Origin of the sequence: Shinella sp., assembly GCF_049651085.1 — a bacterium.
GTDB lineage: Bacteria > Pseudomonadota > Alphaproteobacteria > Rhizobiales > Rhizobiaceae > Shinella.
On record NZ_JBASBL010000021.1, the window covers coordinates 317,047 to 338,744 of the forward strand.

Annotated in this window: 23 protein-coding genes; 9 read left to right on the forward strand and 14 right to left on the reverse strand. The window is 64.4% G+C overall.

The window, feature by feature from the left end; translation table 11 throughout:
• Positions 1–80 precede the first annotated feature (80 nt).
• The 3 genes from WA950_RS14040 to WA950_RS14050 all read left to right on the forward strand — a co-directional run bounded on the left by WA950_RS14040 (position 81) and on the right by WA950_RS14050 (position 1,571).
• Positions 81–302: a DUF1289 domain-containing protein gene (locus tag WA950_RS14040; protein WP_424552311.1), complete on the forward strand. Its 222-nt coding sequence runs from the start codon at positions 81–83 to the stop codon at positions 300–302.
• Complete coding sequence (locus tag WA950_RS14045; RefSeq protein WP_424552312.1) at positions 299–997, forward strand: retropepsin-like aspartic protease family protein; 699 nt, start codon at positions 299–301, stop codon at positions 995–997. Before WA950_RS14040 ends, WA950_RS14045 begins: the two co-directional genes overlap by 4 nt.
• A gap of 94 nt (positions 998–1,091) precedes the next feature.
• Positions 1,092–1,571 (forward strand): SRPBCC family protein, encoded by a 480-nt coding sequence (locus tag WA950_RS14050; RefSeq protein ID WP_424552313.1) that lies wholly within the window; start codon positions 1,092–1,094, stop codon positions 1,569–1,571.
• A gap of 114 nt (positions 1,572–1,685) precedes the next feature.
• On the opposite strand, the gene WA950_RS14055 is transcribed toward WA950_RS14050, so the two are convergent.
• The 4 genes from WA950_RS14055 to WA950_RS14070 all read right to left on the reverse strand — a co-directional run bounded on the left by WA950_RS14055 (position 1,686) and on the right by WA950_RS14070 (position 5,542).
• Positions 1,686–2,063 (reverse strand): VOC family protein, encoded by a 378-nt coding sequence (locus tag WA950_RS14055; RefSeq protein ID WP_424552314.1) that lies wholly within the window; start codon positions 2,061–2,063, stop codon positions 1,686–1,688.
• A 140-nt stretch (positions 2,064–2,203) separates the two neighbouring features.
• Positions 2,204–2,965, reverse strand: a complete 762-nt coding sequence (locus WA950_RS14060) for an ABC transporter permease (protein WP_424552315.1) — start codon at positions 2,963–2,965, stop codon at positions 2,204–2,206.
• On the reverse strand, positions 2,962–3,888 hold the full coding sequence (locus WA950_RS14065) for an ABC transporter ATP-binding protein (RefSeq protein ID WP_424552316.1): 927 nt from the start codon (positions 3,886–3,888) through the stop codon (positions 2,962–2,964). Before WA950_RS14065 ends, WA950_RS14060 begins: the two co-directional genes overlap by 4 nt.
• Before the next feature lie 445 nt (positions 3,889–4,333).
• Positions 4,334–5,542, reverse strand: a complete 1,209-nt coding sequence (locus tag WA950_RS14070; RefSeq protein WP_424552411.1) for an extensin family protein — start codon at positions 5,540–5,542, stop codon at positions 4,334–4,336.
• A gap of 353 nt (positions 5,543–5,895) precedes the next feature.
• Between WA950_RS14070 and WA950_RS14075 the strand changes: the two genes are divergently transcribed.
• Positions 5,896–6,282 (forward strand): acyl-CoA thioesterase, encoded by a 387-nt coding sequence (locus WA950_RS14075; RefSeq protein WP_424552317.1) that lies wholly within the window; start codon positions 5,896–5,898, stop codon positions 6,280–6,282.
• 79 nt (positions 6,283–6,361) lie between these two features.
• Here WA950_RS14075 and WA950_RS14080 read toward each other — a convergent pair whose 3' ends face one another.
• Both WA950_RS14080 and WA950_RS14085 read right to left on the reverse strand, forming a co-directional pair.
• Positions 6,362–6,715: a DMT family protein gene (locus WA950_RS14080; RefSeq protein WP_424552318.1), complete on the reverse strand. Its 354-nt coding sequence runs from the start codon at positions 6,713–6,715 to the stop codon at positions 6,362–6,364.
• Positions 6,716–6,866: 151 nt separating this feature from the next.
• Complete coding sequence (locus tag WA950_RS14085) at positions 6,867–7,454, reverse strand: NAD(P)H-dependent oxidoreductase (RefSeq protein ID WP_424552319.1); 588 nt, start codon at positions 7,452–7,454, stop codon at positions 6,867–6,869.
• A gap of 88 nt (positions 7,455–7,542) precedes the next feature.
• Here WA950_RS14085 and WA950_RS14090 point away from each other — a divergent pair, with 88 nt between their 5' ends.
• On the forward strand, positions 7,543–8,463 hold the full coding sequence (locus WA950_RS14090; protein WP_424552320.1) for a LysR family transcriptional regulator: 921 nt from the start codon (positions 7,543–7,545) through the stop codon (positions 8,461–8,463).
• Positions 8,464–8,545: 82 nt separating this feature from the next.
• Positions 8,546–11,419, forward strand: a complete 2,874-nt coding sequence (uvrB, locus tag WA950_RS14095) for an excinuclease ABC subunit UvrB (protein WP_424552321.1) — start codon at positions 8,546–8,548, stop codon at positions 11,417–11,419.
• Positions 11,420–11,528: 109 nt separating this feature from the next.
• On the opposite strand, the gene WA950_RS14100 is transcribed toward uvrB, so the two are convergent.
• The gene (locus tag WA950_RS14100) at positions 11,529–12,116 is read right to left on the reverse strand and encodes a J domain-containing protein (RefSeq protein WP_424552412.1); all 588 of its coding nucleotides are present in this window, start codon (positions 12,114–12,116) and stop codon (positions 11,529–11,531) included.
• A 223-nt stretch (positions 12,117–12,339) separates the two neighbouring features.
• The gene (gene dusA / locus WA950_RS14105) at positions 12,340–13,413 is read right to left on the reverse strand and encodes a tRNA dihydrouridine(20/20a) synthase DusA (RefSeq protein WP_424552322.1); all 1,074 of its coding nucleotides are present in this window, start codon (positions 13,411–13,413) and stop codon (positions 12,340–12,342) included.
• A 110-nt stretch (positions 13,414–13,523) separates the two neighbouring features.
• Here dusA and WA950_RS14110 point away from each other — a divergent pair, with 110 nt between their 5' ends.
• The gene (locus tag WA950_RS14110; RefSeq protein WP_424552323.1) at positions 13,524–14,054 is read left to right on the forward strand and encodes a gamma carbonic anhydrase family protein; all 531 of its coding nucleotides are present in this window, start codon (positions 13,524–13,526) and stop codon (positions 14,052–14,054) included.
• 3 nt (positions 14,055–14,057) lie between these two features.
• Here WA950_RS14110 and WA950_RS14115 read toward each other — a convergent pair whose 3' ends face one another.
• The 3 genes from WA950_RS14115 to WA950_RS14125 are packed head-to-tail and all read right to left on the reverse strand — an operon-like array spanning position 14,058 to position 16,229.
• Positions 14,058–14,468: a Fur family transcriptional regulator gene (locus WA950_RS14115; protein WP_424552324.1), complete on the reverse strand. Its 411-nt coding sequence runs from the start codon at positions 14,466–14,468 to the stop codon at positions 14,058–14,060.
• Positions 14,465–15,295, reverse strand: a complete 831-nt coding sequence (gene znuB / locus WA950_RS14120; protein WP_424552325.1) for a zinc ABC transporter permease subunit ZnuB — start codon at positions 15,293–15,295, stop codon at positions 14,465–14,467. Before znuB ends, WA950_RS14115 begins: the two co-directional genes overlap by 4 nt.
• Entirely contained in the window at positions 15,288–16,229 is a 942-nt protein-coding gene (locus tag WA950_RS14125) for an ATP-binding cassette domain-containing protein (RefSeq protein ID WP_424552326.1), read from the reverse strand. The genes znuB and WA950_RS14125 overlap by 8 nt, the downstream gene beginning before the upstream one ends.
• Positions 16,230–16,331: 102 nt before the next feature.
• Here WA950_RS14125 and znuA point away from each other — a divergent pair, with 102 nt between their 5' ends.
• A complete protein-coding gene (gene znuA, locus WA950_RS14130) occupies positions 16,332–17,369 on the forward strand; it encodes a zinc ABC transporter substrate-binding protein ZnuA (protein WP_424552327.1) in 1,038 nt (345 codons plus the stop codon).
• Between the two features lie 90 nt (positions 17,370–17,459).
• Complete coding sequence (locus WA950_RS14135) at positions 17,460–18,665, forward strand: GTP-binding protein (protein WP_424552328.1); 1,206 nt, start codon at positions 17,460–17,462, stop codon at positions 18,663–18,665.
• 4 nt (positions 18,666–18,669) lie between these two features.
• Here the strand turns inward: WA950_RS14135 and mgrA are convergent, their stop codons facing one another.
• From mgrA to WA950_RS14150, 3 genes are all read right to left on the reverse strand, one after another.
• Complete coding sequence (mgrA, locus tag WA950_RS14140) at positions 18,670–19,701, reverse strand: L-glyceraldehyde 3-phosphate reductase (protein ID WP_424552329.1); 1,032 nt, start codon at positions 19,699–19,701, stop codon at positions 18,670–18,672.
• Between the two features lie 81 nt (positions 19,702–19,782).
• On the reverse strand, positions 19,783–20,916 hold the full coding sequence (locus tag WA950_RS14145) for a Gfo/Idh/MocA family protein (RefSeq protein ID WP_424552330.1): 1,134 nt from the start codon (positions 20,914–20,916) through the stop codon (positions 19,783–19,785).
• 12 nt (positions 20,917–20,928) lie between these two features.
• Positions 20,929–21,690 carry a sugar phosphate isomerase/epimerase family protein gene (locus WA950_RS14150; RefSeq protein WP_424552331.1) on the reverse strand — a complete coding sequence of 254 codons (762 nt, stop codon included), beginning with the start codon at positions 21,688–21,690 and terminating at the stop codon, positions 20,929–20,931.
• Positions 21,691–21,698: the final 8 nt, after the last annotated feature.

The following is a 21,698-nucleotide window of genomic DNA, read 5'->3' on the forward strand; positions in this document are numbered from 1 at the left end:
ATAAGTGAGGTCCCGGCAAAGCCCGTCGCGGTTTCCAGCCGGGATCGCGGAAGACCAAAGAGGCATCGCCCGGAGACCCAATGGAATCGCCCTGCATTCTCGTCTGTTCGATCGACATGGTGACCGGCTACTGTTTCGGTTGCGGCCGCACGCGCGACGAAATCGGCGCCTGGACGCTCTACAGCTCGGACGAACGCCGCACGATCATGGCGGAGCTTCCGGCGCGCCTTGCGACCGTCGAGCGCAAGCCGCGGCGCGAGACCCGCCGCACGCGCATGGCGCGGGAGCGCGGCGAGGCATGAAGCTCTATATCCTTCTTGGCATTCTTGCCGCCGGCCTGGTGCTTCTTATCATCAATCATGACGGGGGCCGCACGCTCGGCATCGCCAATGACGATTTCGGCCAGCTCGTGTCGCTGTCCGCCATCGGCGCGATGATCGCCGCCGGCATGCTGGCCAGCCGCCGCCAATGGGGCGAAAGCCTGCGCCAGGCCGCCATATGGCTGCTGCTCATCCTGGCGCTTGCCACCGTCTATCTCTACCGCTTCGACCTGCAGCAGGTCGGCAACCGCCTGACCGCCGGGCTCATTCCCGGCCACGCCGTCGTGACGACCGGCGCGGGCGGCGAGCAGATCCTCGTCATCCACAAGGGCGTCTCCGGTCACTTCGAAACCAATGTGACGATCGACGGCACGACGCTACGCATGCTGGTCGATACCGGCGCCAGTTCCGTCGTGCTGTCCTACGAGGATGCCATGCGGCTCGGCATAGACCCGGACAACCTCGTCTTCTCGATCGACGTCTCCACCGCCAACGGCCGGGCGCGCGCCGCACCCGTCACGCTGCGCGAGGTCGCCATCGGCCCCATCCTGCGCGGTACCATCCGCGGCATGGTCACCGAACAGGGTCGGCTCGACCAGAGCCTTCTCGGCATGAGTTTCCTGGAAACCCTCGGCTCCATCGAGATCACGCGCGACGAGCTACGGCTGAAGGACTGAGCCCTCGCCCCTGCCGGTTGCGGGCGCTTCGCAGAAGGCGTTAGCATATACCCGAGTCACGACGGCACGCGGACGACACGGAAAAGGAGACGGCATGAGCCCGAAGCCAACCGGCCACGTTCTTGGCAATGACCTCATCCTCACGCGCACGTTCCGAGCGCCCATCGACGATGTCTGGATGAGCGTGACGAAATCCGATCGCACCGCGCTCTGGTTCGGCCGTTGGGAGGGGGACGCCGGACCTGGCAAGATCGTGCGGCTGCAACTCACCCACGAGAAGGACCAGCCGTGGTCGAATGTGATGATCGAAGAATGCGAAGCGCCGCGCCGCCTGGTCATCACGATGAAGGACGAATACGGCGACTGGCGCATCGAGCTGACGTTGACGCAGACGGACGACACGACCGAGCTGCGCTTCGTGCAGCGCCTGAGCGACCGACAGCTTGCGGGCGATGTCGGACCGGGCTGGGAATATTACCTCGACATGCTGGTCGCCACACGCGAAGGCAAGACGCTGCCGTCATTCGCGGATTATTACCCGTCGCAGAAAGCGTACTACCTGGACGGCGCGTGACCGCCCGGATGTGTCGCGGTCACGAGGCAACGCGACGAACTGCGGCTGAGGGACTGACATTTCGCGGCAGAGGAGAACGAGGCAGACGACGCCACCCCGTTCCATCGGCTCGCCTTAGATCCGCTGCCCCACATCGATGCGGTTGCCGTCCGGATCCTCGAACACGAACGCCCTGAGGCCGTAATCCTTGTCCTGAAGGCGCTTGATGATCCTCACGCCATGACGCTGGCATGCCGCATACAGCGCACCGGCATCGTCCACCATGAGATGGGCGACGTTGAAGTTCGCAGCCTCGTGCGACGGCTGCAGCGTGAGGTGCAGCTCCCCCTCGTCGCGCTTCAGGATCATGAAGCCGACGGGACTTCCATTCTCGAAGACTTTCGAAAAGCCGAAGACGCGCGTGTAGAAGTCATGGGCTCTGGCCATGTCCCTGACCGGCAGCATGGCCGCAATTCGTCCGAATCGGACACCGTGATCGGCGATGACGTTCATCGCAGAACCTCCGTTTGCAACGGTGCAGCACAACGCCGGGCGGTGCCGGCCGAAAGTGAGCCCGTCGTTGTTCAGATCAGCAGGACGGTGCCTACGAGGTAGAGCCTAGCGCGGTTGGCATCGCAAGGAAACCGGGCTCCTCAGTTCTTCAGCTTGTAGCCGGTCTTGAAGATCCACGCAGTGATCGACAGGCACACCAGAAGGAAGCCCAGCACGGTCAGCAGGCTGACGACGGGGTTCACGTCGGCGATCTCGTAGAAACTCCATCGGAAACCGGAAACGAGGTAGAGTACCGGGTTGAAGTGGCTGACAGTCTGCCAGAAGGGCGGCAGCATCTCGATGGAATAGAAGCTGCCGCCGAGAAAGACGAGCGGTGGCACGACGAGCATCGGGAAGAGGTTGAGCTGCTCGAAATCCTTCGCCCAGATGCCGATCATGAAGCCGAACAGGCTGAAGCTGACGGCGGTCAGCACGAAGAACAGGATCATCACCAGCGGATGCTTGATCGATATGTCGACGAAGAGCGAGGCGGTGAGGAGAATGATGGTGCCGACGATCAGTCCCTTGGTCGCCGCTGCCCCGACATAGCCGATGACGATCTCGATCATCGAAATGGGCGAAGACAGAATTTCATAGATCGTGCCGGTGAATTTCGGGAAATAGATGCCGAAGGACCCGTTGCCGATGCACTGGTTGAGGAGCGTCAGCATGATGAGGCCGGGCGCGATGAAGGCGCCGTAGGGCACGCCCTGCACTTCCTGTATGCGCGAGCCGATAGCCGCGCCGAACACGATGAAATAGAGCGACGTGGTGATGACGGGCGAAACGATGCTCTGGAGCAGCGTGCGGCGCGTGCGCGCCATTTCGAACGCATAGATGGACTTGATCGCCTCGAAATTCATTTGCCTGCCCCCACCAGCTCCACGAAAATGTCTTCCAGCGAACTCTGCTCGGTGGAGATGTCCTTGACCCGAAGGCCCGCTTGCGACAGCGCGGAGAGCAGCGATGAAATACCGGTGCGCTCGCCGGACGAATTGAATTCATAGGTAAGCCGCGTGCCGGCTTCTCCCAGCGTCAGCCCGAAAGGCGACAGCGTGTCGGGGATCGTGCCGATGGGCTCCGCCAGCTCGACGGTCATTTCCTTGCGGCCGAGCTTGGCCATCAGCGCCTTCTTTTCCTCCACCAGCAGGATCTGCCCGTTGTTGATCACGCCGATGCGGTCGGCGATTTCCTCCGCCTCCTCGATGTAATGCGTCGTCAGGATGATCGTGACGCCGGCCGCGCGCAGGCGCTCGACGAGCTGCCACATGTCCTTGCGCAGGCTGACGTCAACGCCAGCCGTCGGCTCGTCGAGGAACAGCACCTTCGGCTCATAGGAGAGCGCCTTGGCGATCAGCACGCGCCGGCGCATGCCGCCCGAAAGCTGGCGCAGCATCGTGTCCTTCTTGTCGTAGAGCGAAAGCTCCTTGAGGATGCGCTCGATCAGCGCCGGGTCCGACTTGCAGCCATGCAGGCCGCGCGAGAAGGCGACCGTGTTCCACACCGTCTCGAAGGCGTCCAGCGTCAGCTCCTGCGGCACGAGGCCGATGATGGAGCGGGTCTGGCGGAAGTCACGCTGGATGTCGTGACCGCCGACGGTGACGGTTCCGCCGCTCGGCGTGACGATGCCGCAGATGATCGAGATCATCGTCGTCTTGCCCGCGCCGTTCGGCCCGAGCAACGCGAGAATCTCGCCCTCCTCGATGTCGAGATCGACACCTTTCAGCGCCTGGAAACCCGACGCGTAACTCTTGGTGAGATTGCGAATGGAAACTATGGGCGCCATGCAGGGCTCCAGAGAGAGGGAAAATCATGCGGAAGGACACCCTATATGGCGTGTCCCTTGTCAATTTTCACCCGGGTTGCAGAAAAAAATCGCGCAGCAGCGCCACGAGGACAGGAAGACGGCGGATCGTCGGATGGCGCGCGAAAATTTAACGCGAACTGGTGACCAACTGTCATCAAACCGTGACCGATTTCAACCATCCTCTCAGCGAGGTCGACTGGAACGGTTTGCGTCCTGTGCCTTCTGGCAACGGCCTTGCTCCCGACCCTGAGGGAGCCATCGGCGGCCCCATCCGCCTGCTTCCCCAGTGGAAGCCTGCATGCATCTTCGCCGGACGCCCCGGCGCGGGTGACGGAATGTGACATTCAGGCAGCCTCTCGCACGCGAGCTGCCGCCCCTTTCGACCGGCCCCCCGCCGGTCTTTTTTTGTCCGCAGTTCAGTTTCTCACAGACTGCAATGGCGATAGCCGGATTTGCGCGCGCGCAGGTCGAAGTGGAAATGGTCCTTGTGATAACGGTCGCTGCCGGGGCCGAGCACGGTGGAGAAATATTTGCAGCTATCGCCGCGCACCGCCTTGAGCAGGCCCTTTTCGCGGAAGGAGAAGAAACCCTTCTTCTCGATGGAGATGGCCTTGCCGTTCTTCAGCACGATCTTTCCGACGTCGATGGCATTGCCCCTTGCATGTTCCGACATGGCCGCGCCCTTCCGCGAATTCATGGTGCGGCAGGAATAGGACGACATCTGGTGGATCGCCGAAACGCCGGAGAGGTAGCGCATGCGGCTGGAGGGCACGAGTTCCTGCTTCACCCAGCGCGCGAAGGCCTCGGTGATCTGGCAGTTCACCTGCGCCGCCGGCTTGATCTGGATGCCGCCGGAAAGACCGGAAAGCTCGACCGGCCATTCGATGCCGCAGGAGCGGCCGCGGGAGACCCGCGGCACATCGCGGAATTTCACGCCGAGCTTCTGCAGCCGCTGGCGGCAGGCCTTTTCCGCGGCCGGCATGCCGCCCATGGTTTCGGGCGTCTGCATCGGATTGGTGAGGCGCGGCAGGAAGGCGACCTGTTCTCCCTCCACCGCCTGCCGGCGGCGGGTCGTCGCCTTGTCAGGCACGCGCAGATATCCGTCGCTTTCCGCCGGCGTGCCGAGCTCCATGTCCGCTCCGGACATCGGGACGACATCGCGCTCGCCGATCTCGCGCGGCGTATCGGTGCCGATGCCGGCGACCACGACCTGCGAGGCGTTGCCTTCGGCAATCTCGTTGGACTGCGTTTCCGCAAGGCCCTCGACGCGGCCGACGCCAAGGCCCTCATCCATGTTGACGCCGCCCTCCGGCACGGTGAGCACGCCGGACGAGGTCTGCACAGGCTGGTCGATGCCCATCGCCTCGTCGCTGTCGATCTTCGGCAGGCGCTTGTTTTCAGCGGCTGGCACGGCCATCGCCGTATCTGCCGCACCGACCCGGCCGATGGGCTCATCGGCGGTATAGGTGGTAAGGTCGCCGCCCGTGTCGCCCATGTCGGCAGCCGGCCGGATGGCGCTGACGCCGGCGCCGTCTATGTCGTCGGGCGGGATCATGCCGCCGGAGCAGGCAGCCAGCATCGCCGGGATCAGAAGCAGCCCGAGCGACCGGCGCAGACAAGATACAAACGCGATACCCATTGTCATTTCCGTCTGGCGCCCGCCTCCGCCCGATGCGAAGTCCCGTTTGCGCGCATTCCTGTCCGTCGATGGTGCAGGCCGCATTTGTCCTCAATCGGACGGCCCTGCCTCAAATCCCGGAGCGCAGGCCGACATGCCTGCAATTCCAGAATATTTTGTCGCAACAGGGTAAAGGAAACGTTCCCAGCCGCCTCACCGGAAAAATGAAAAGCCCCGGAACCCGCGGCAACCAGGCAAGATTGCCCGGAATGTCGGAGGCTCAGAAATGCCATCGCGGGGATCGACGCCCCCTCTTTCTCCATCCCTCGCATTCGGCTAGACCGGAAGGAACGATGGAGAGGACCCGCATGACCGAGACCACAATGCCGAACGGCCAACTCACCCTTCGCACGCTCGCCATGCCGGGCGATGCCAATGCCGCAGGCGATATTTTCGGCGGCTGGGTCATGGCGCAGATGGACCTTGCCTCGGGCATCCGTGCCGCCGAGCGCGCCCACGGCCGCGTCGTCACGGCGGCGGTCAAGGAAATGGCCTTCCAGCTGCCGGTCAAGATCGGCGATACGCTCAGCATCTACACCGATATCGCCCGCGTCGGCCGCACTTCGATCACGCTCATCGTCGAGGCCTGGGCGCAGCGCTACCTGACGACCACGCTGGAAAAGGTGACCGCCGGCACCTTCGTCATGGTCGCGCTCGACCAGAACGGCCACCCCACTCCCGTGCCCGTCGAATAGCAACCTGGAGCAATTCCGGTGAAAACCGGATCGCTGCAATTGCTCCATGGTTTTGTTTGCCGCTCCGACGGGAAACGCTTCAGCCCTTGAAGACGAAGGCCGCGCCGGCCGCAATCAGAAGGAAGCCGACGGCATGGTTCCAGGTGAGGCTTTCCTTCAACCAGAACACCGAGAAGCCGGCAAAGACCAGAAGGGTGATGACTTCCTGGATGGTCTTCAGCTGCGCCGCCGAATAGACCCCATGGCCGATGCGATTGGCCGGCACCGCCAGGCAATACTCGAAGAAGGCGATGCCCCAGCTCGCCAGGATCGCCACGAAGAGCGGCGCGGACTTGAACTTGAGATGCCCATACCAGGCAAAAGTCATGAAGACGTTGGACAGGCAAAGCAGCACGATCGGCCAGACGGCCGCGGGGGTGAGGCTGAAGGGCATAGGCGAATCCTGAAAAGAGAATTGACCATCGGCATAGCCGACAGGCTGCCGCCGTCAAGCCTGCGTCTCGCGGGTTCGCGCGCCATGATGCGGCGCTCCGGCCGGCCCGACCGGCTGAAGGCGTCGCCCTCGCCGCATGAACCTGTCGCGCCTACCCCCATGCTTCCACAAGATAGCGGCTGGTATCCTCATGCGGCGCTGTGGCGTCGCGCCACTCCCCCAGAATCGCCGCATAGTCCCTCGCCGCGCCGTGCAGCGACAGGTCGTCGAGCTTGTCCGCCCGATAGAGGAGGAACGGCGTCTGCCACGGCAGGACGCAACGGTGCGCGGTAGCCTCCAGCGGACGCAGCAGCTCGGCCATTGTGAACTTGTTGGCCCCGTCATGCGCATAGGCTTCCGGCACATTGCCCGCCGTGGCGGCCACCAGCAACGGCCTGCCTTCCAGCAGGCAGCCTTCGGTCTTGTAGGTGATGTAGTACATGCGGGTCAGCACCGCGTCCTGCCAGGCTTTCAGCAGCGGTGGCGTGGAATACCACTGGATCGGGAACTGCAGCACGATGCGATCCGCCGAAAGCAGCCGGGCCACCTCCCGATCGGCATCGATCCTGCCGTCCGGATAGAGCGCATAGATATCGATGACCTCCACGCCCGGCAGGCGGGCGGCGGCGGCGGCAAGGGCCGCATTGGCCCGCGAGCGGCCGAGGTCGGGATGGAAGAGAAGGATCAAGGTCTTGCTCATGGCATCGTCTCCTGTGTTGACGCCCTGAGAGTGCCGCAACCTCTAAAATCACTCCAATGGATGATTTATATATGATGTTATCCATTTCATGAATTTAAGATCGATCGACCTCAACCTCCTCGTCGTCCTCGACGCACTGCTCGACGAGGCGCATGTCTCGCGCGCCGCCGCCCGGCTGAACCTCTCCCAGCCCGCCACCTCCAGCGCGCTCGACCGCTGCCGCCACCTGTTCGGCGATCCGCTGCTGGAGCGCGGCAAGGGCGGCATGCGGCTGACCCCGAAGGCGGAAGCCCTGCGCGAGCCGCTGAAGAACCTGCTTGTCGGCATCGCTGCCGTGGTGGATGCGCCGGAAGAGCCGCTGTCCGAAATCCGCCAGACGGTGCGCATCACCACCGCCGACCACCCCGGCATCGTCATCGCCGGCCCGCTGCACCACGCCCTTGCCCGCTCCGCCCCCGGCATCGATCTCGTCATCCAGCCGTGGCACGGCGCGCCGGCCGCGCTCGATTCGCTCGCCCGCGGCGCCAGCGACATCGCCGTCTCCGTATTCCCGAGCATCGATGAAGCCGCCTTACACTGCGAGACGCTGCTGGAGGAGCAATATGTCGTCGCCATGCGGCAGGACCATCCCGCCGCCCTCGCCGGCTTCAGCCTGGATCGCTGGCTCGATTTTCCGCATATCCTCGTCTCCGGCCGCGGCGATACGCGCAGCGGCTTCGACGATCAGCTCTCGGCCCTCGGTAAATCCCGCCGTGTCGGCATCGTCGTGCCGAGCTTCCTGATGGTGCCGCCGCTGCTGGAAGACAGCGACCTCATCGCCATGATGCCGGCCCATACCCTGCCGCCGGATGCGGCCGGACGCTTCCACATCGTTCCGCCGCCAATCCCCGTGCCCGGCTTCCCGCTCCACCTCGCCTGGCACCGCCGCCGCGACAGGGACCGCGCGGTGCAGCATGTGGCGAACCGCCTGCGCGCCGTCTTCGCCGGTCCCGGCGCACCGTACGCCTGACGGCGTGGACTGCGGCAAATTCGTTTCCCTTTTGTACTCATAGGCCCTTTTCTTTCCGGATGACTCTCGCCATATTCCCCGCATGGCCAGATCACCGAAAAACCCCTCGTCCTCGAAGCCCGGTTTCGAGGAAGCCCCGCAGTCCGACTTCGAAGGCGCACCGCTCAGCGGCAGCGTCTCCGACTGGGTGAAGCAGCTCGAGGCAGAGGCGGAGGCCGCGAGTGTCGAAAGCCGCCGCGAGGTCGCCTCCAAGGCGGGCAAGCACCGCAAGACCGTGGAAAACGCCGCGCGTCGCCATACCGAGCAGGTGACGGCCTCCAAGACCTCGCGCGGCGTGTCGATCGGCGGCTCGTCCGATCCGAAGACCCGCGCCGCCGCCGGCCTCAACCCGGTCTCCGGCATGGATACCTCGCTGGAGGACGCCGTCTCGCTCAATGCCGGCACGGCCGTCACGGCGACGGTGGAGGCGCTCTCGGCCCTCATCGAGAGCGGCAATCCGCTGTTCAAGGACGGCAAGCTGTGGACGCCGCACCGCCCGGCCCGGCCGGAAAAGTCGGAGGGCGGCATCCCCATCCGCATGATCAGCGAGTACCAGCCTGCCGGCGACCAGCCCACCGCCATCAAGGACCTCGTCGAGGGCCTTTCCTCCGGCGAGCGCAGCCAGGTGCTGCTCGGCGTCACCGGCTCGGGCAAGACCTTCACCATGGCCAAGGTGATCGAGGAGACACAGCGCCCCGCCGTCATCCTCGCGCCGAACAAGACGCTCGCCGCGCAGCTCTATTCGGAATTCAAGAACTTCTTCCCGGAGAACGCGGTCGAATATTTCGTCTCCTACTACGATTATTACCAGCCGGAAGCCTATGTGCCGCGCTCCGATACGTTCATCGAGAAGGAATCCTCGATCAACGAGCAGATCGACCGCATGCGCCACTCGGCCACCCGCTCGCTGATCGAGCGTGACGATTGCATCATCGTCGCCTCGGTCTCCTGCATCTACGGTATCGGCTCGGTCGAGACCTATACGGCCATGACCTTCCAGATGCAGGTCGGCGAACGGCTCGACCAGCGCCAGCTGCTGGCCGACCTCGTCGCCCAGCAATACAAGCGCCGTGAGATGGATTTTCAGCGCGGCTCCTTCCGCGTGCGCGGCGACACGATCGAAATCTTCCCCGCCCACCTTGAGGATGCCGCCTGGCGCATCTCCATGTTCGGCGACGAGATCGACGCGATCACCGAATTCGACCCCTTGACCGGCCAGAAGACCGGCGACCTGAAATCAGTCAAGATCTACGCCAACAGCCACTACGTCACGCCGCGCCCGACGCTGAACGGTGCCATCAAGGCGATCAAGGAGGAGCTGAAGCACCGCCTCGTCGAGCTGGAAAAGGCCGGCCGCCTGCTGGAGGCCCAGCGCCTCGAGCAGCGCACGCGCTACGATGTCGAGATGCTGGAGGCCACCGGCTCCTGCGCCGGCATCGAGAACTATTCACGCTACCTGACGGGCCGCAAGCCCGGCGAGCCCCCGCCGACGCTCTTCGAATATGTGCCGGACAATGCGCTGATCTTCATCGACGAAAGCCACGTCACGATCCCGCAGATCGGCGCGATGTACCGGGGCGACTTTCGCCGCAAGGCGACGCTGGCCGAATACGGCTTCCGCCTGCCCTCCTGCATGGACAACCGCCCGCTGCGATTCGAGGAATGGGACGCCATGCGCCCGGACACGATTGCCGTCTCGGCGACGCCCGGCGGCTGGGAGATGGAGCAGTCCGGCGGCGTCTTCGCCGAGCAGGTCATCCGCCCGACCGGCCTCATCGACCCGCCGGTCGAGGTGCGCCCGGCGAAAAGCCAGGTGGACGACGTCCTGGGCGAGATCCGCGAGACCGCGCAGGCCGGCTACCGCACGCTCGTCACCGTGCTCACCAAGCGCATGGCCGAGGACCTCACCGAATACCTGCACGAACAGGGGGTTCGCGTGCGCTACATGCACTCGGACATCGACACGCTGGAGCGCATCGAGATCATCCGCGACCTGCGCCTCGGCGCTTTCGACGTACTGGTCGGGATCAACCTGCTGCGCGAAGGCCTCGACATTCCCGAATGCGGCTTCGTCGCCATTCTCGACGCCGACAAGGAAGGTTTTCTCCGCTCGGAGACGTCGCTGGTGCAGACCATCGGCCGCGCGGCGCGAAACGTCGACGGCAAGGTCATCCTCTATGCCGACCAGATCACCGGCTCCATGCAGCGCGCCATGGACGAGACGACCCGCCGCCGCGAAAAGCAGGTCGCCTATAACGAGGCGCACGGCATCACCCCGGAATCGGTGAAGGCGAAGATTTCCGACATCCTCGACTCGGTCTACGAGCGCGACCATGTTCGCGCCGACATTTCCGGCGTCTCCGGCAAGGGCTTTGCGGATGGCGGCAACCTCGTCGGCAACAACCTCCAGGCCCATCTCAACGCGCTGGAAAAAGCCATGCGCGACGCCGCCGCCGATCTCGACTTCGAGAAGGCCGCCCGCATCCGCGACGAGATCAAGCGCCTCAAGGCCGCCGAACTCGCCGTCATGGACGACCCGATGGCGCGGGAGGAAGCGAGATCGCAGGAAGGTGGCGGAAAGGGCAAAAGCTCGGCGAAGCCGGAACCGGGGAAAATGGGCAGCACCGTCGCCACCCCGGCGGGCAAATCCCTGTTCCGCAAGAACAGCCTCGACGAAATGACCGTCGGCCGCACCGAAAAACCGGTTACCGGCGACCTCCCCCAACGCCCCGAAGAAACCCTCTCCAGCAAGAAGCGCACGTCACCGTTGGCCGAGGGCCAGCCGGACCGCGCGACCGGCGCGGACGACGCCAAGCCGGTCAATCGGGGCAAGATCGGTGTGGGGAGCTATGAGGACCCGGATGAGGCCAAGCGCAAGGGGCGCACGAAAGGAAAAACGGGGCGGCCGGGACAGTAAAAACCATACGCCTCATGTCCCGCGCGCCGGGCGCACCTGTGCAGCACGCGTCGAGGCCTCCACGGTCGCACATCAAACCGCTACCCAATAGTGAAACGGGCGATCCGCCCTACTCCGCCGCCTCACCCTTGACCGCAAGGGCGGCGGGTTCCAGCGCGGTGGCCAGTTCGTAGGAATAGCCTTCCAGCATGGCATAGGCCTGCTCGATGGCGACGATCTGGCCCTCCGCATTGCGGATCGCTTCTGCGATCGACTGCGAGCGGGCGCGCAGCATGGAGCCGAGAAAGTCGGTGCCGGCCTTGCGGCCGAGGCGGTCGATATGCTGGCGCACGCGATTGCGGTGGCGTTCCAGTTCAAGGATGTGGAAGCGACTCTTGACGATGTCGTCGGAGAGCTTGCGGCGCATGGCGGCGAGCGGATCGAAGCTGCCGGGCTCGCGCTCGTCGAGGATGACGTCGTTGACCAGCGGCTCGAGCAGGATCAGGCCCTTGAGATCGCGCGGGTCGGCAAGCTGCGGGTCGAAGCCGGTATCGTCGAAGACCTTGCGGCGCACGGGATCGCGCAGCAGGTCGTAGCAGGTCTGCAGGCGCGCGAACTGCTCCGCATCGCCGCCTGAATCGGGATGCATGCCCTTGGCGGTCTTGCGGTAGGCGGTCTTCACCGCGTTGTCGTCGGCATCGCGCTCTATTCCGAGCATGGCGTAGGGATCGATCACGCAGCCACCTGTAGCGTTTCCTGCATTGCACCGTCTGGTCTAGCGCATTTCCGCTTTTCTCCGAATCGCGAAAACACTCAATCTATTTCTCTTCACGCAATTCCGGACGCAGAACCGCTACGCACTTCTGCTGGAATTGCTTAGCAAAGTCTCCAACCCCGAGGGGACGAAATTGTGGTCGCGGCGCGGCGATGCACAGAAAGCGCTACTCCGCCGCCGCCTGCAGGCGGGCCGACAGCACCGCCGCGAAAGCCGCCGCGATGACCTCCGGCCCCGCTCCCGGCTTCGTCGCGTCCGTCGACAGGATCTGCCGGTAGCGCCGCACGCCGGGAAAGCCCTGGAACAGCCCGACCATATGCCGCGTCACATGCGCCACCCGTCCGCCGCGCGCCATCACCTCGGCCGCATAGGCCATCATGGCGTCGCGCACCGCCTCCCAATCATCGACGGCAAGGTCATGCGGGCTGGTGAGGACGCCAGACGGTACGCCTGCCGGATGAAGCGGATGCGCAAAAAGCCCATCCACGCCCGTCAGAACGCCGCTATCCTGATAGGCAGCGCGTCCGAGCATCACGCCATCGAGGCCTTCCATCTCCTCGACCGCCTGACCCAATGTGTGAAGCCCGCCATTGAGGCCGATGAAAAGATTCCGGTTTTCTGCCTTCAGCCGGCGCACGAGGCCGTAGTCGAGCGGCGGGATGTCGCGGTTCTCCTTCGGCGACAGACCCTGCAGCCAGGCCTTTCGCGCATGGACCCAGACGGCGTCCGTGCCGGCGGCCGCAATGCGGGAGACAAGATCGCGCAGCGCCACTTCCGGGTCCTGGTCGTCGACCCCGATGCGGCATTTCACGGTGACGGGGATGGAAACCGCCGCCTTCATCGCCGCCACGCAATCGGCCACCAGATCGGGCTCACGCATCAGGCAGGCGCCGAAGGTGCCGGATTGCACCCGGTCGGAAGGACAGCCGACATTGAGATTGATCTCGGCATAGCCGAAGCCTTCGCCGATCCGCGCCGCCTCCGCCAGCTTCTGCGGATTGTTGCCGCCAAGCTGGAGCGCCACGGGCTGCTCCACCGCATCGAAGCCGAGCAGCCGGTCGCGATTGCCGCGCAGGACCGCATCGGCAACGATCATCTCGGTAAACAGCAGCGCGTTCTTCGTCAGCTGCCGCGCGAACACGCGATACGCCCGGTCGGACCAGTCGATCATCGGCGCGGTGGCGAAAATCTTCGTCCCCGTCTCTACGGCCCGCTGGTAAAATGTGCCTGCATTCGTCATGGCCGGGCTCATACTCCATCGGCGGCGGAAAAACCACCCTCGGCTCTTTCCCCGCCCCGCCCGGCCGGTGCTAGAGTGCCGGCAAGGAATCAGAACCGCCGGAGGATACCATGCCGCTCTACGCCCTTGACGACCGGACGCCCACGCTTCCCGCCGGGGATCGCTACTGGGTGGCGCCGGACGCCAACGTCATCGGCAAGGTCACTCTCGGCGAGGATGTCGGCATCTGGTTCGGCGCGACGCTGCGCGGCGACAACGAAGCGATCATCGTCGGTGCCCGCTCCAATATCCAGGAGGGCGTGGTCGTCCATACCGATCCCGGCAAGCCGGTCACTATCGGCGAAGGCTGCACGATCGGCCACGGCGCGATCATTCACGGCTGCACAATCGGCGACAATTCGCTGATCGGCATGGGCGCGACGGTGCTGAACGGCGCGGTCATCGGCAAGAATTGCCTCGTCGGCGCCAATGCGCTGGTCACGGAAGGCAAGGTCTATCCGGACAATTCGCTGATCGTCGGATCGCCCGCCAAGGCCCTTCGCGAACTGGACGACGCGGCGATCGAGGGCCTGAAGCTGTCCGCCGAGAGCTATGTGCGCAACTGGCAGCGCTTCAGGATGGGATTGAAGCCGGTCGGCTGACGCTCAGGCGCAGCCGGCACAGGTGCCGCGAATCTCGATCGTCGTCCTGCCGGTCTTGAAGTTGCGGTCCCTGGCAAAGCCCTTCAGCCGGTCCTCGATCACATGATCGTGGAACTCGGTGACCTTGCCGCAGGTCTCGCAGATCGTGAACGCCGTAATGCCGTGCGCGTGACAGCCCTCATCGGGATGGGCGCATGCGACGAAGGCGTTGATGCTTTCCAGCCGGTGCACGAGGCCGAATTCCAGCAGCTTGTCGAGCGCCCGATAGACCTGCAAGGGCGCGCGAAAGCCGCTGTCGCGCAGCTTGTCGAGGATCGTATAGGCGCTGAGCGGGTTTTCCGAATGCGAGAGCACATCGAAAACCAGGCCCTGGTTGCGGGTCAGTTGCTGCGTGGTCGCGGGATTTTCCGTCATGCCGGGCCTCTCTGGCTTGCCGCCGAATGATCCGTTCCGGTCGTCCTCGGCTTTGTCAGCAGGCTTAGAATGAACAGGCCAAGTGCTGCAACCACGATCGAGGGACCGGACGGCGTGTCGAATTTCAGGGAGCCGAAGAGCCCGCCGATGACAGCGAGCGCCCCGATGAGCGAGGCCAGAACCGCCATGATCTCCGGGCTGGTCGAAAAGCGCCGCGCGGTGGCAGCGGGGATGATCAGCAGCGAGGTGATCAGCAGGATGCCGACGATCTTCATGGCGATGGCGATGACGAGCGCCATCAGCAGCATGAAGGCAAGGCGCGTCTTTTCCGGCTGCATGCCTTCTGCCTCGGCGATGTCCGGGTTGACCGTCGAGGCGATCAGCGGCCGCCACATCCACACGAGGGCGAAGAGGACGAGGATGCCGCCGCCCCAGACAAGATCCACGTCGGCACGCGTCACGGCGAGGATATCGCCGAACAGGAAGCCGACGAGGTCGATGCGCACCCAGGTCATGAAGGAGACCATGACGAGGCCGATGGCCAGCGTCGCATGCGAGAGAATGCCAAGCAGCGCATCGGTGGAAAGCGTGCCGCGCTTTTGCAGCAGCAGCAGCAGCAGCGATACGGTCGCCGCGACGATGAAGACACTAATCAGCAGATTGAAATCCAGAAGAAGCGACAGCGCGACGCCGAGCAGCGCCGAATGGGCCATCGTATCGCCGAAATAGGCCATGCGCCGCCACACGACGAAACAGCCAAGCGGGCCGGCGGTGACGGCGAGCCCCACCCCGGCGACGAGCGCGCGCATGAAGAAATCGTCAAGCATCGCGGCGCTCCCCGTTGACGTTGCCCGCGTCAGGCGCCGGGCCGTGGTCATGACCGCAACCACAGTCCGGCCCATGCGTGTGCACGATGCGCATCGGGCCCGCCCGGCCGCCGGTCGGCAGCATTTCGACGTGGTGACCGTCATCCGGCCGGCAATCGTCGGTGATCGAGCCGTCCGCATGCTGCACGCGGCCATCCGGCAGGTGCGTGTGGTCGTGATTGTGGTTGTAGAAGGCCAGCGTCTGGCTGGCACGCGCGCCGAACAGGCGCAGGTATTCCGGGCTCTGGCTGACGATTTCCGGCGTGCCGCGGCAGCAGACATGACCGTTGAGGCAGATGACGGTATCCGTTTCCGCCATGACGACATGCAGGTCGTGCGAGATCAGCAATATGCCGCAGCCGGTGGTGTTGCGGATCGTCTTGATGAGATCGTAGAGCGCGATCTCGCCGGAAAAGTCGACGCCCTGCACCGGCTCGTCGAGCACGAGAAGGTCGGGCTTGCGGGCAATGGCGCGGGCCAGCAGCGCGCGCTGGAATTCGCCGCCGGAAAGGTGCTGCACCTCGGCGCGGGCGAGGTGGCGGATGCCGGTTGCCTCCAGCGCCGCGTCGATTTCCGCGCCCTTCAGCGAGGACGTCAGCGTCATCAGCCGCTCGACGGTGAGCGGCATGGTCCAGTCGATGGCCAGCTTCTGCGGCACATAGCCGACCTTCAGGCCGGCCTTGCGCTCCACCCTGCCCTCGTCGGCCTTCAGCACGCCGATCGCGGTCTTGGCGGTTGTCGACTTGCCCGAGCCGTTGGGTCCGATCAGCGTGACGATCTCACCCGGCGCGATGGAAAATTCCACGCCGCGCACGAGCCAACGGCCCTGACGGCGCACCCCGACCCCCGAAAGCGCGACGAGCGGGTTGTCGGTCCTGATATTGGTTTGCAGCATCGATATTTTTCCGAAGGCCTGTTGTCACCAGCTATGGCACACGTTATAGCATAACACAATTGATGTAATAACATTACATTCATATTCAAGCCGGAGATCCCCATGCAAAAGGCCGTTCGCACTCTTCTCCTCTCCACAGCGCTTCTTGCCGCCGGCACCATTGCCGCGCGGGCCGAAACGCCGAGCGTGGTCGTCTCGATCAAGCCGATCCACTCGCTTGTTTCCGCCATCATGCAGGGCGTCGGAGAGCCGGGCCTGATCGTGGAGGGCGGCGCCTCGCCGCACACCTATTCGCTGAAACCCTCCAATGCGGCAGCCCTGCAGGATGCGGACGTCGTCTTCTGGGTCGGCCACGGGCTGGAAGCCTTCCTGGAAAAGCCGCTGGAGGCACTCAGTGGCAAGGCGACAGTGGTTGAACTGGAGGACGCGCCGGGCCTTGAGAAGCTGCGCTTCCGCGAGGGCGGTCCCTTCGAGGCGCATGAACACGAGGGTGAGGATGGACATGACCACGCCCATGAAGGCCATTCCCATGACAAGGATGGTCACGACCATGCCAAGGCAGAAGACGAAGGCCATGCCCATGGCGAGGAAACAGGCCACGAGGACCACGACCACGGCGATTTCGACATGCATCTCTGGCTCAGCCCGGACAATGCTCGCGCCATCGCGGTGGAAACCGCAAGAGTCCTGGCCGAAAACGACCCCGCCAATGCCGAGGCCTATAACAGGAACCTTGCCACGCTGACGGAAAAGCTCGCCGCACTCGACAAGGAGATTGCCGAGACCGTCGCACCCGTGAAGGACAAGCCCTTTGTCGTCTTCCACGACGCCTACCAGTATTTCGAGCACCATTACGGCGTGCACACCGCCGGTTCCATCACCGTCAGCCCGGAAACCCTGCCCGGCGCAGAGCGCCTGACGCAGATCCGCGACAAGGTGAAGACGCTTGGCGCGACTTGCGTCTTCGCCGAACCGCAGTTCGAGCCGAAGCTGGTCAATGTCGTGATCGAGGGCACGCCGGCGACGTCCGGCACGCTCGACCCGGAAGCCGCGACGCTGGAGCCCGGCCCGGACCTCTATTTCACGCTGATGAAGAGCATCGCCACCTCGCTTCGCGATTGCCTTGGACGGGCGGGCTGAAAAACGCCGCCACCGAACCAGCGAAAAGGCGGGATCACCCGCCTTTTTCAGCCACTTGTATGTAATGATATAACATAATAGGCAAAATCCATGGACAATCGCCTTCCCGTCACCGTGCTGTCCGGCTTCCTAGGCGCCGGCAAGACGACGCTACTGAACCACACACTGAACAACCGTAACGGCCTGCGGGTCGCCGTCATCGTCAACGACATGAGCGAGGTCAACATCGACGCCGCCCTCATCCGCGAGGGCGGAGCCGATCTGTCGCGCACGGGCGAGCAACTCGTCGAGATGACCAACGGCTGCATCTGCTGCACGCTGCGCGACGACCTGCTCGCGGAAGTGCGCCGCCTCGCGGAGCTGAACCGCTTCGACTACCTGCTGATCGAATCGAGCGGCATTTCCGAGCCGCTACCCGTCGCCACGACCTTCGATTTTCGTGATGAGAACGGCTGGAGCCTGTCGGATCTCGCCCGGCTCGACACGATGGTCACGGTGGTCGATGCCGCAAACCTGCTGAAGGATTACGGCTCGCGGGATTTCCTGGCTGAACGCGGCGAGACCACCGGCGAAGGCGACGCGCGCACGCTGGTGGAACTACTGGTCGAGCAGATCGAGTTCGCCGACGTGGTCGTGCTCAACAAGACGGGCGCGGCAAGCCCCGACGACCTGCGCGCCGCCCGCCAGATCGTCGGCGGGCTTAATTCGTCGGCTCGCGTCATAGAGACCGATTTCTGCCGCGTCGAACTTTCCGACATCCTCGGCACCGGCCGCTTCGATTTTGGCAGGGCGAGCGAGCATCCGCTTTGGTTCAAGGAGTTGCACGGCTTCAAGGATCACGTGCCGGAGACGGAGGAATATGGCATCCGATCCTTCGTCTATCGCGCGAAAAGGCCGTTCCACCCGGCCCGCTTCAAGGCTTTCCTCGACGAGAGCTGGCCGGGCGTGATCCGCGCCAAGGGCTTTTTCTGGCTGGCGACCCGGCCCCACCATGTCGGCGAGATGAGTCAGGCGGGCGCACTGGTCAGAAGTGGCCGGCTCGGCCTCTGGTGGGCCGCCGTGCCGCGCCAGCACTGGCCGCAGGACGAGGCGGCGCTCGACGCCATCGCCCGCGCCTCCGATCCCGTCTGGGGCGACCGGCGGCAGGAACTGGTCTTCATCGGCGCGGACCCGATGGATGAAGCGGCCATCCGGCAGAGGCTTGATGCGTGCCTGCTGGAAACTGACTGCTTCGAGCCGGCACGCTGGGCGAACCTGCCGGATCCGTTCCCGCTGTGGGTCCGGCAGGCAGGCTGAGACGCTAGTCTAGTTCGGCGGACTTTTTCCAGAGATTGATGTCCGCACCCGTGCTGTAGCGGTCGATCTCCGCCAGCTCGGCTGCGGAAAAATCCGGATTTTCCAGCGCCTTGACGCAATCGACGACCTGCGCGGAGCGGCTCGCGCCGATCAGCGCGGAGGTGATGCGCCCGCCGCGCAGAACCCAGGCGAGCGCCATCTGCGCCAGCGTCTGGCCGCGCCGCTCGGCGATCTCGTTCAGCTTGCGGATATTGTCGAGGATTTCCGGACGGATGAAGTCCTTCTTGAGGAAGTGGTTCAGCGCCGCGCGGCTGTCACCCGGAATGCCGCCGAGATATTTCGCCGTCAGCATGCCCTGCGCCAGCGGCGAGAAGACGATGGAGCCGATGCCGAGGTCTTCCAGCGTATCGACGAGGCCGTCCTCCTCGATCCAGCGGTTGAGCATGGAGTAGCTCGGCTGGTGGATGAGGCAGGGCGTGCCGAGTTCCTTGAGGATCGCGGCGGCCTCGCGGGTGCGCTGCGAATTGTAGGAGGAAATGCCGACATAGAGCGCGCGGCCGGAGCGCACGATATGGTCGAGCGCGCCGCAGGTCTCCTCCAGCGGCGTGTCCGGATCGAAGCGGTGGGAATAGAAGATGTCAACATAGTCGAGCCCCATGCGCTTGAGGCTCTGGTCACAGGAGGCGATCAGGTACTTGCGGCTGCCCCATTCCCCATAGGGACCCGGCCACATGTCATAGCCTGCCTTGGAGGAGATGATCAGCTCGTCGCGCAGGTGCTTGAAATCGGTGCGCAGGATTTCGCCGAAGGCCGTCTCCGCAGTTCCTGCCGGCGGGCCGTAATTGTTGGCGAGGTCGAAATGCGTGATGCCGAGATCGAAGGCCGTGCGGCACATGTCGACCTTGCGGTCATGCGGCGTGTCGTCGCCGAAATTGTGCCAGAGCCCGAGAGAGATCGCCGGCAGCTTCAGGCCGGAGCGTCCCACGCGGTTGTAGGTCATCGTCTCGTAACGGTTTTCCGCCGGTTGCCAGGCCATGATCACATTCCTTTGTCGATATATGGGCGAGACTGCATAGCGCTGTCTCGCCCGCCCCCACAAGGGGCTTTGCGCTGACGCCTACCGCAGCAGCGCCCGCGCCTCCTCGATGCCGAGCGCTTCCGGCTGGGTGCAGGTGGTCACGATGTCGATCGCCCTGCCCTCTTCGGCCGAGCGCAGGACCGCCGTCAGCACGTCGATCGTGTGCAGCGAGCGGTCGAGCGAGCAGCGGTAGTCGCGGCCGGTCGTCACCGCTTCCATCATGTCGGCAAGGCCGATGCCGCGATAGTTCGCCTGGCGGCCCCAGTCGAACTGATAGTTTTGCGCGGTCAGGGGATGGTCCCAGACCTCCACTTCCTTCGGCTCGCGGTCGTTGCCCGCGACTTCCACCGTGCCGCCGAAGAAATTCGGGTCGGGCACGAAGACAGCGCCGTCGGTGCCATAGAGTTCCATGTTCTGGTGGCGATGCGCCCATACGTCCCAGCTCGCCATCAGCGCCACCTGCGCGCCGCTGACGAATTCAAGGATCGCATGGATGTTGGTCGCAACGACTACCGGCACCGTTTCGCCGAGGCGCGGGCCGTTGCCGATGATGCGCTCCTCGCGCGCCCTGTTGGCAAGCGCCACGACGCGTTTTACCGGGCCGACGAGGTTGACGAGGTTGTTGACGTAGTACGGGCCCATGTCGAGGATGGGCCCGCCGCCCGGCGCGAAGAAGAAGTCCGGGTTCGGGTGCCAGCTTTCCATGCCCGGCCCGAGCACATGCGCCGTGCCCGACATGATCTTGCCGACCTTGCCGCTGTCGATGAGATGACGCACGAACTGGTGTGAGCCGCCAAGATACGTATCCGGCGCCGAGCCGACCTTCAGCCCCTTTGCGTCGGCGATGCGGCGCAGATCCTCGCCCTGCTCGAGCGACAGCACGAAGGGCTTTTCCGAATAGACGTGCTTGCCCGCCTCCAGCGCCTGCCTGGAGACCGGATAGTGCGCTTCCGGCACCGTCAGGTTCACGACCACATCCACATCGGGATTGGCCAGCAGCGCGCCAATCTCCTGCGCGGGCACGCCGAACTCTTCCGAACGCGCCGTCGAGGCGGCGGGGTTGATGTCGGCGCAGGCGACGAGCTTCAGGTTCCTGAAGGTCGGGATCAGCTTGAAATAGGCCCCCGAAATGTTGCCGCAGCCGATGATGCCGACTCCGTATTCCTTGCTCATGACGGTCAGTCCTCAAAATGCCTTGATGGTGGCGATCGAGCGGGTGGCAAGCCGGGTGATGTCCTTCGGATTGTCATGCTCGACGATGAAATGCCTGGCCGGCGTTCCGGCGAGCGCCTTGGCGAGATCCGCCCACGGAACGGTGCCGTGGCCGACATCGGCCCAGCCGTCCTCGTCGGCATTCTCGCCCTTCGGCGCAATGTCCTTGACGTGCACGGCGGTGATGCGGCTGCCGTATTTCTGGATCCAGGCGAAGGGGTCGGCCCCGCCGCGAACGATCCAGGCGATATCCGCCTCCCAGGCCAAATCCGGCCCGCCGGCGAAGATATGGTCCTGCGGCACCGTGCCATCAGGCAGGGTGAAGAACTCGAAGTCGTGGTTGTGCCAGCCGAAGGTCAGGCCCGCCGCGCGTATCGGCTCGCCGGCCTTCTGCAGGCGCACGCCGAGGGCATGCCAGCCGGCCGCATCCGTCGGCCGCTCTTCCGGCAGCAGGTAGGGGCAATAGACCGCCTCGATGCCGAGCGTGCGGCAAATCTCCAGCACGCGGCCGGGCTCAGCCTCCAGCATGTCGATGCCGAAATGGGCGGTCGGCATGGAAAGGCCGTTCCTGTCGAGATCGGCCTTCACCTGCCGGATGGCCGCATCGTCGAGCGAGGCATAGAGCGCGCTATACCCCTCAACCTCCTTGTATCCCGCTTCCGAAAGGACACGGAACACTTTGGTAAACGGTTGGAAGTTGCGGGCGCTGTAGAGCTGGAAGCTGACTGTCTGCATGAATGTCT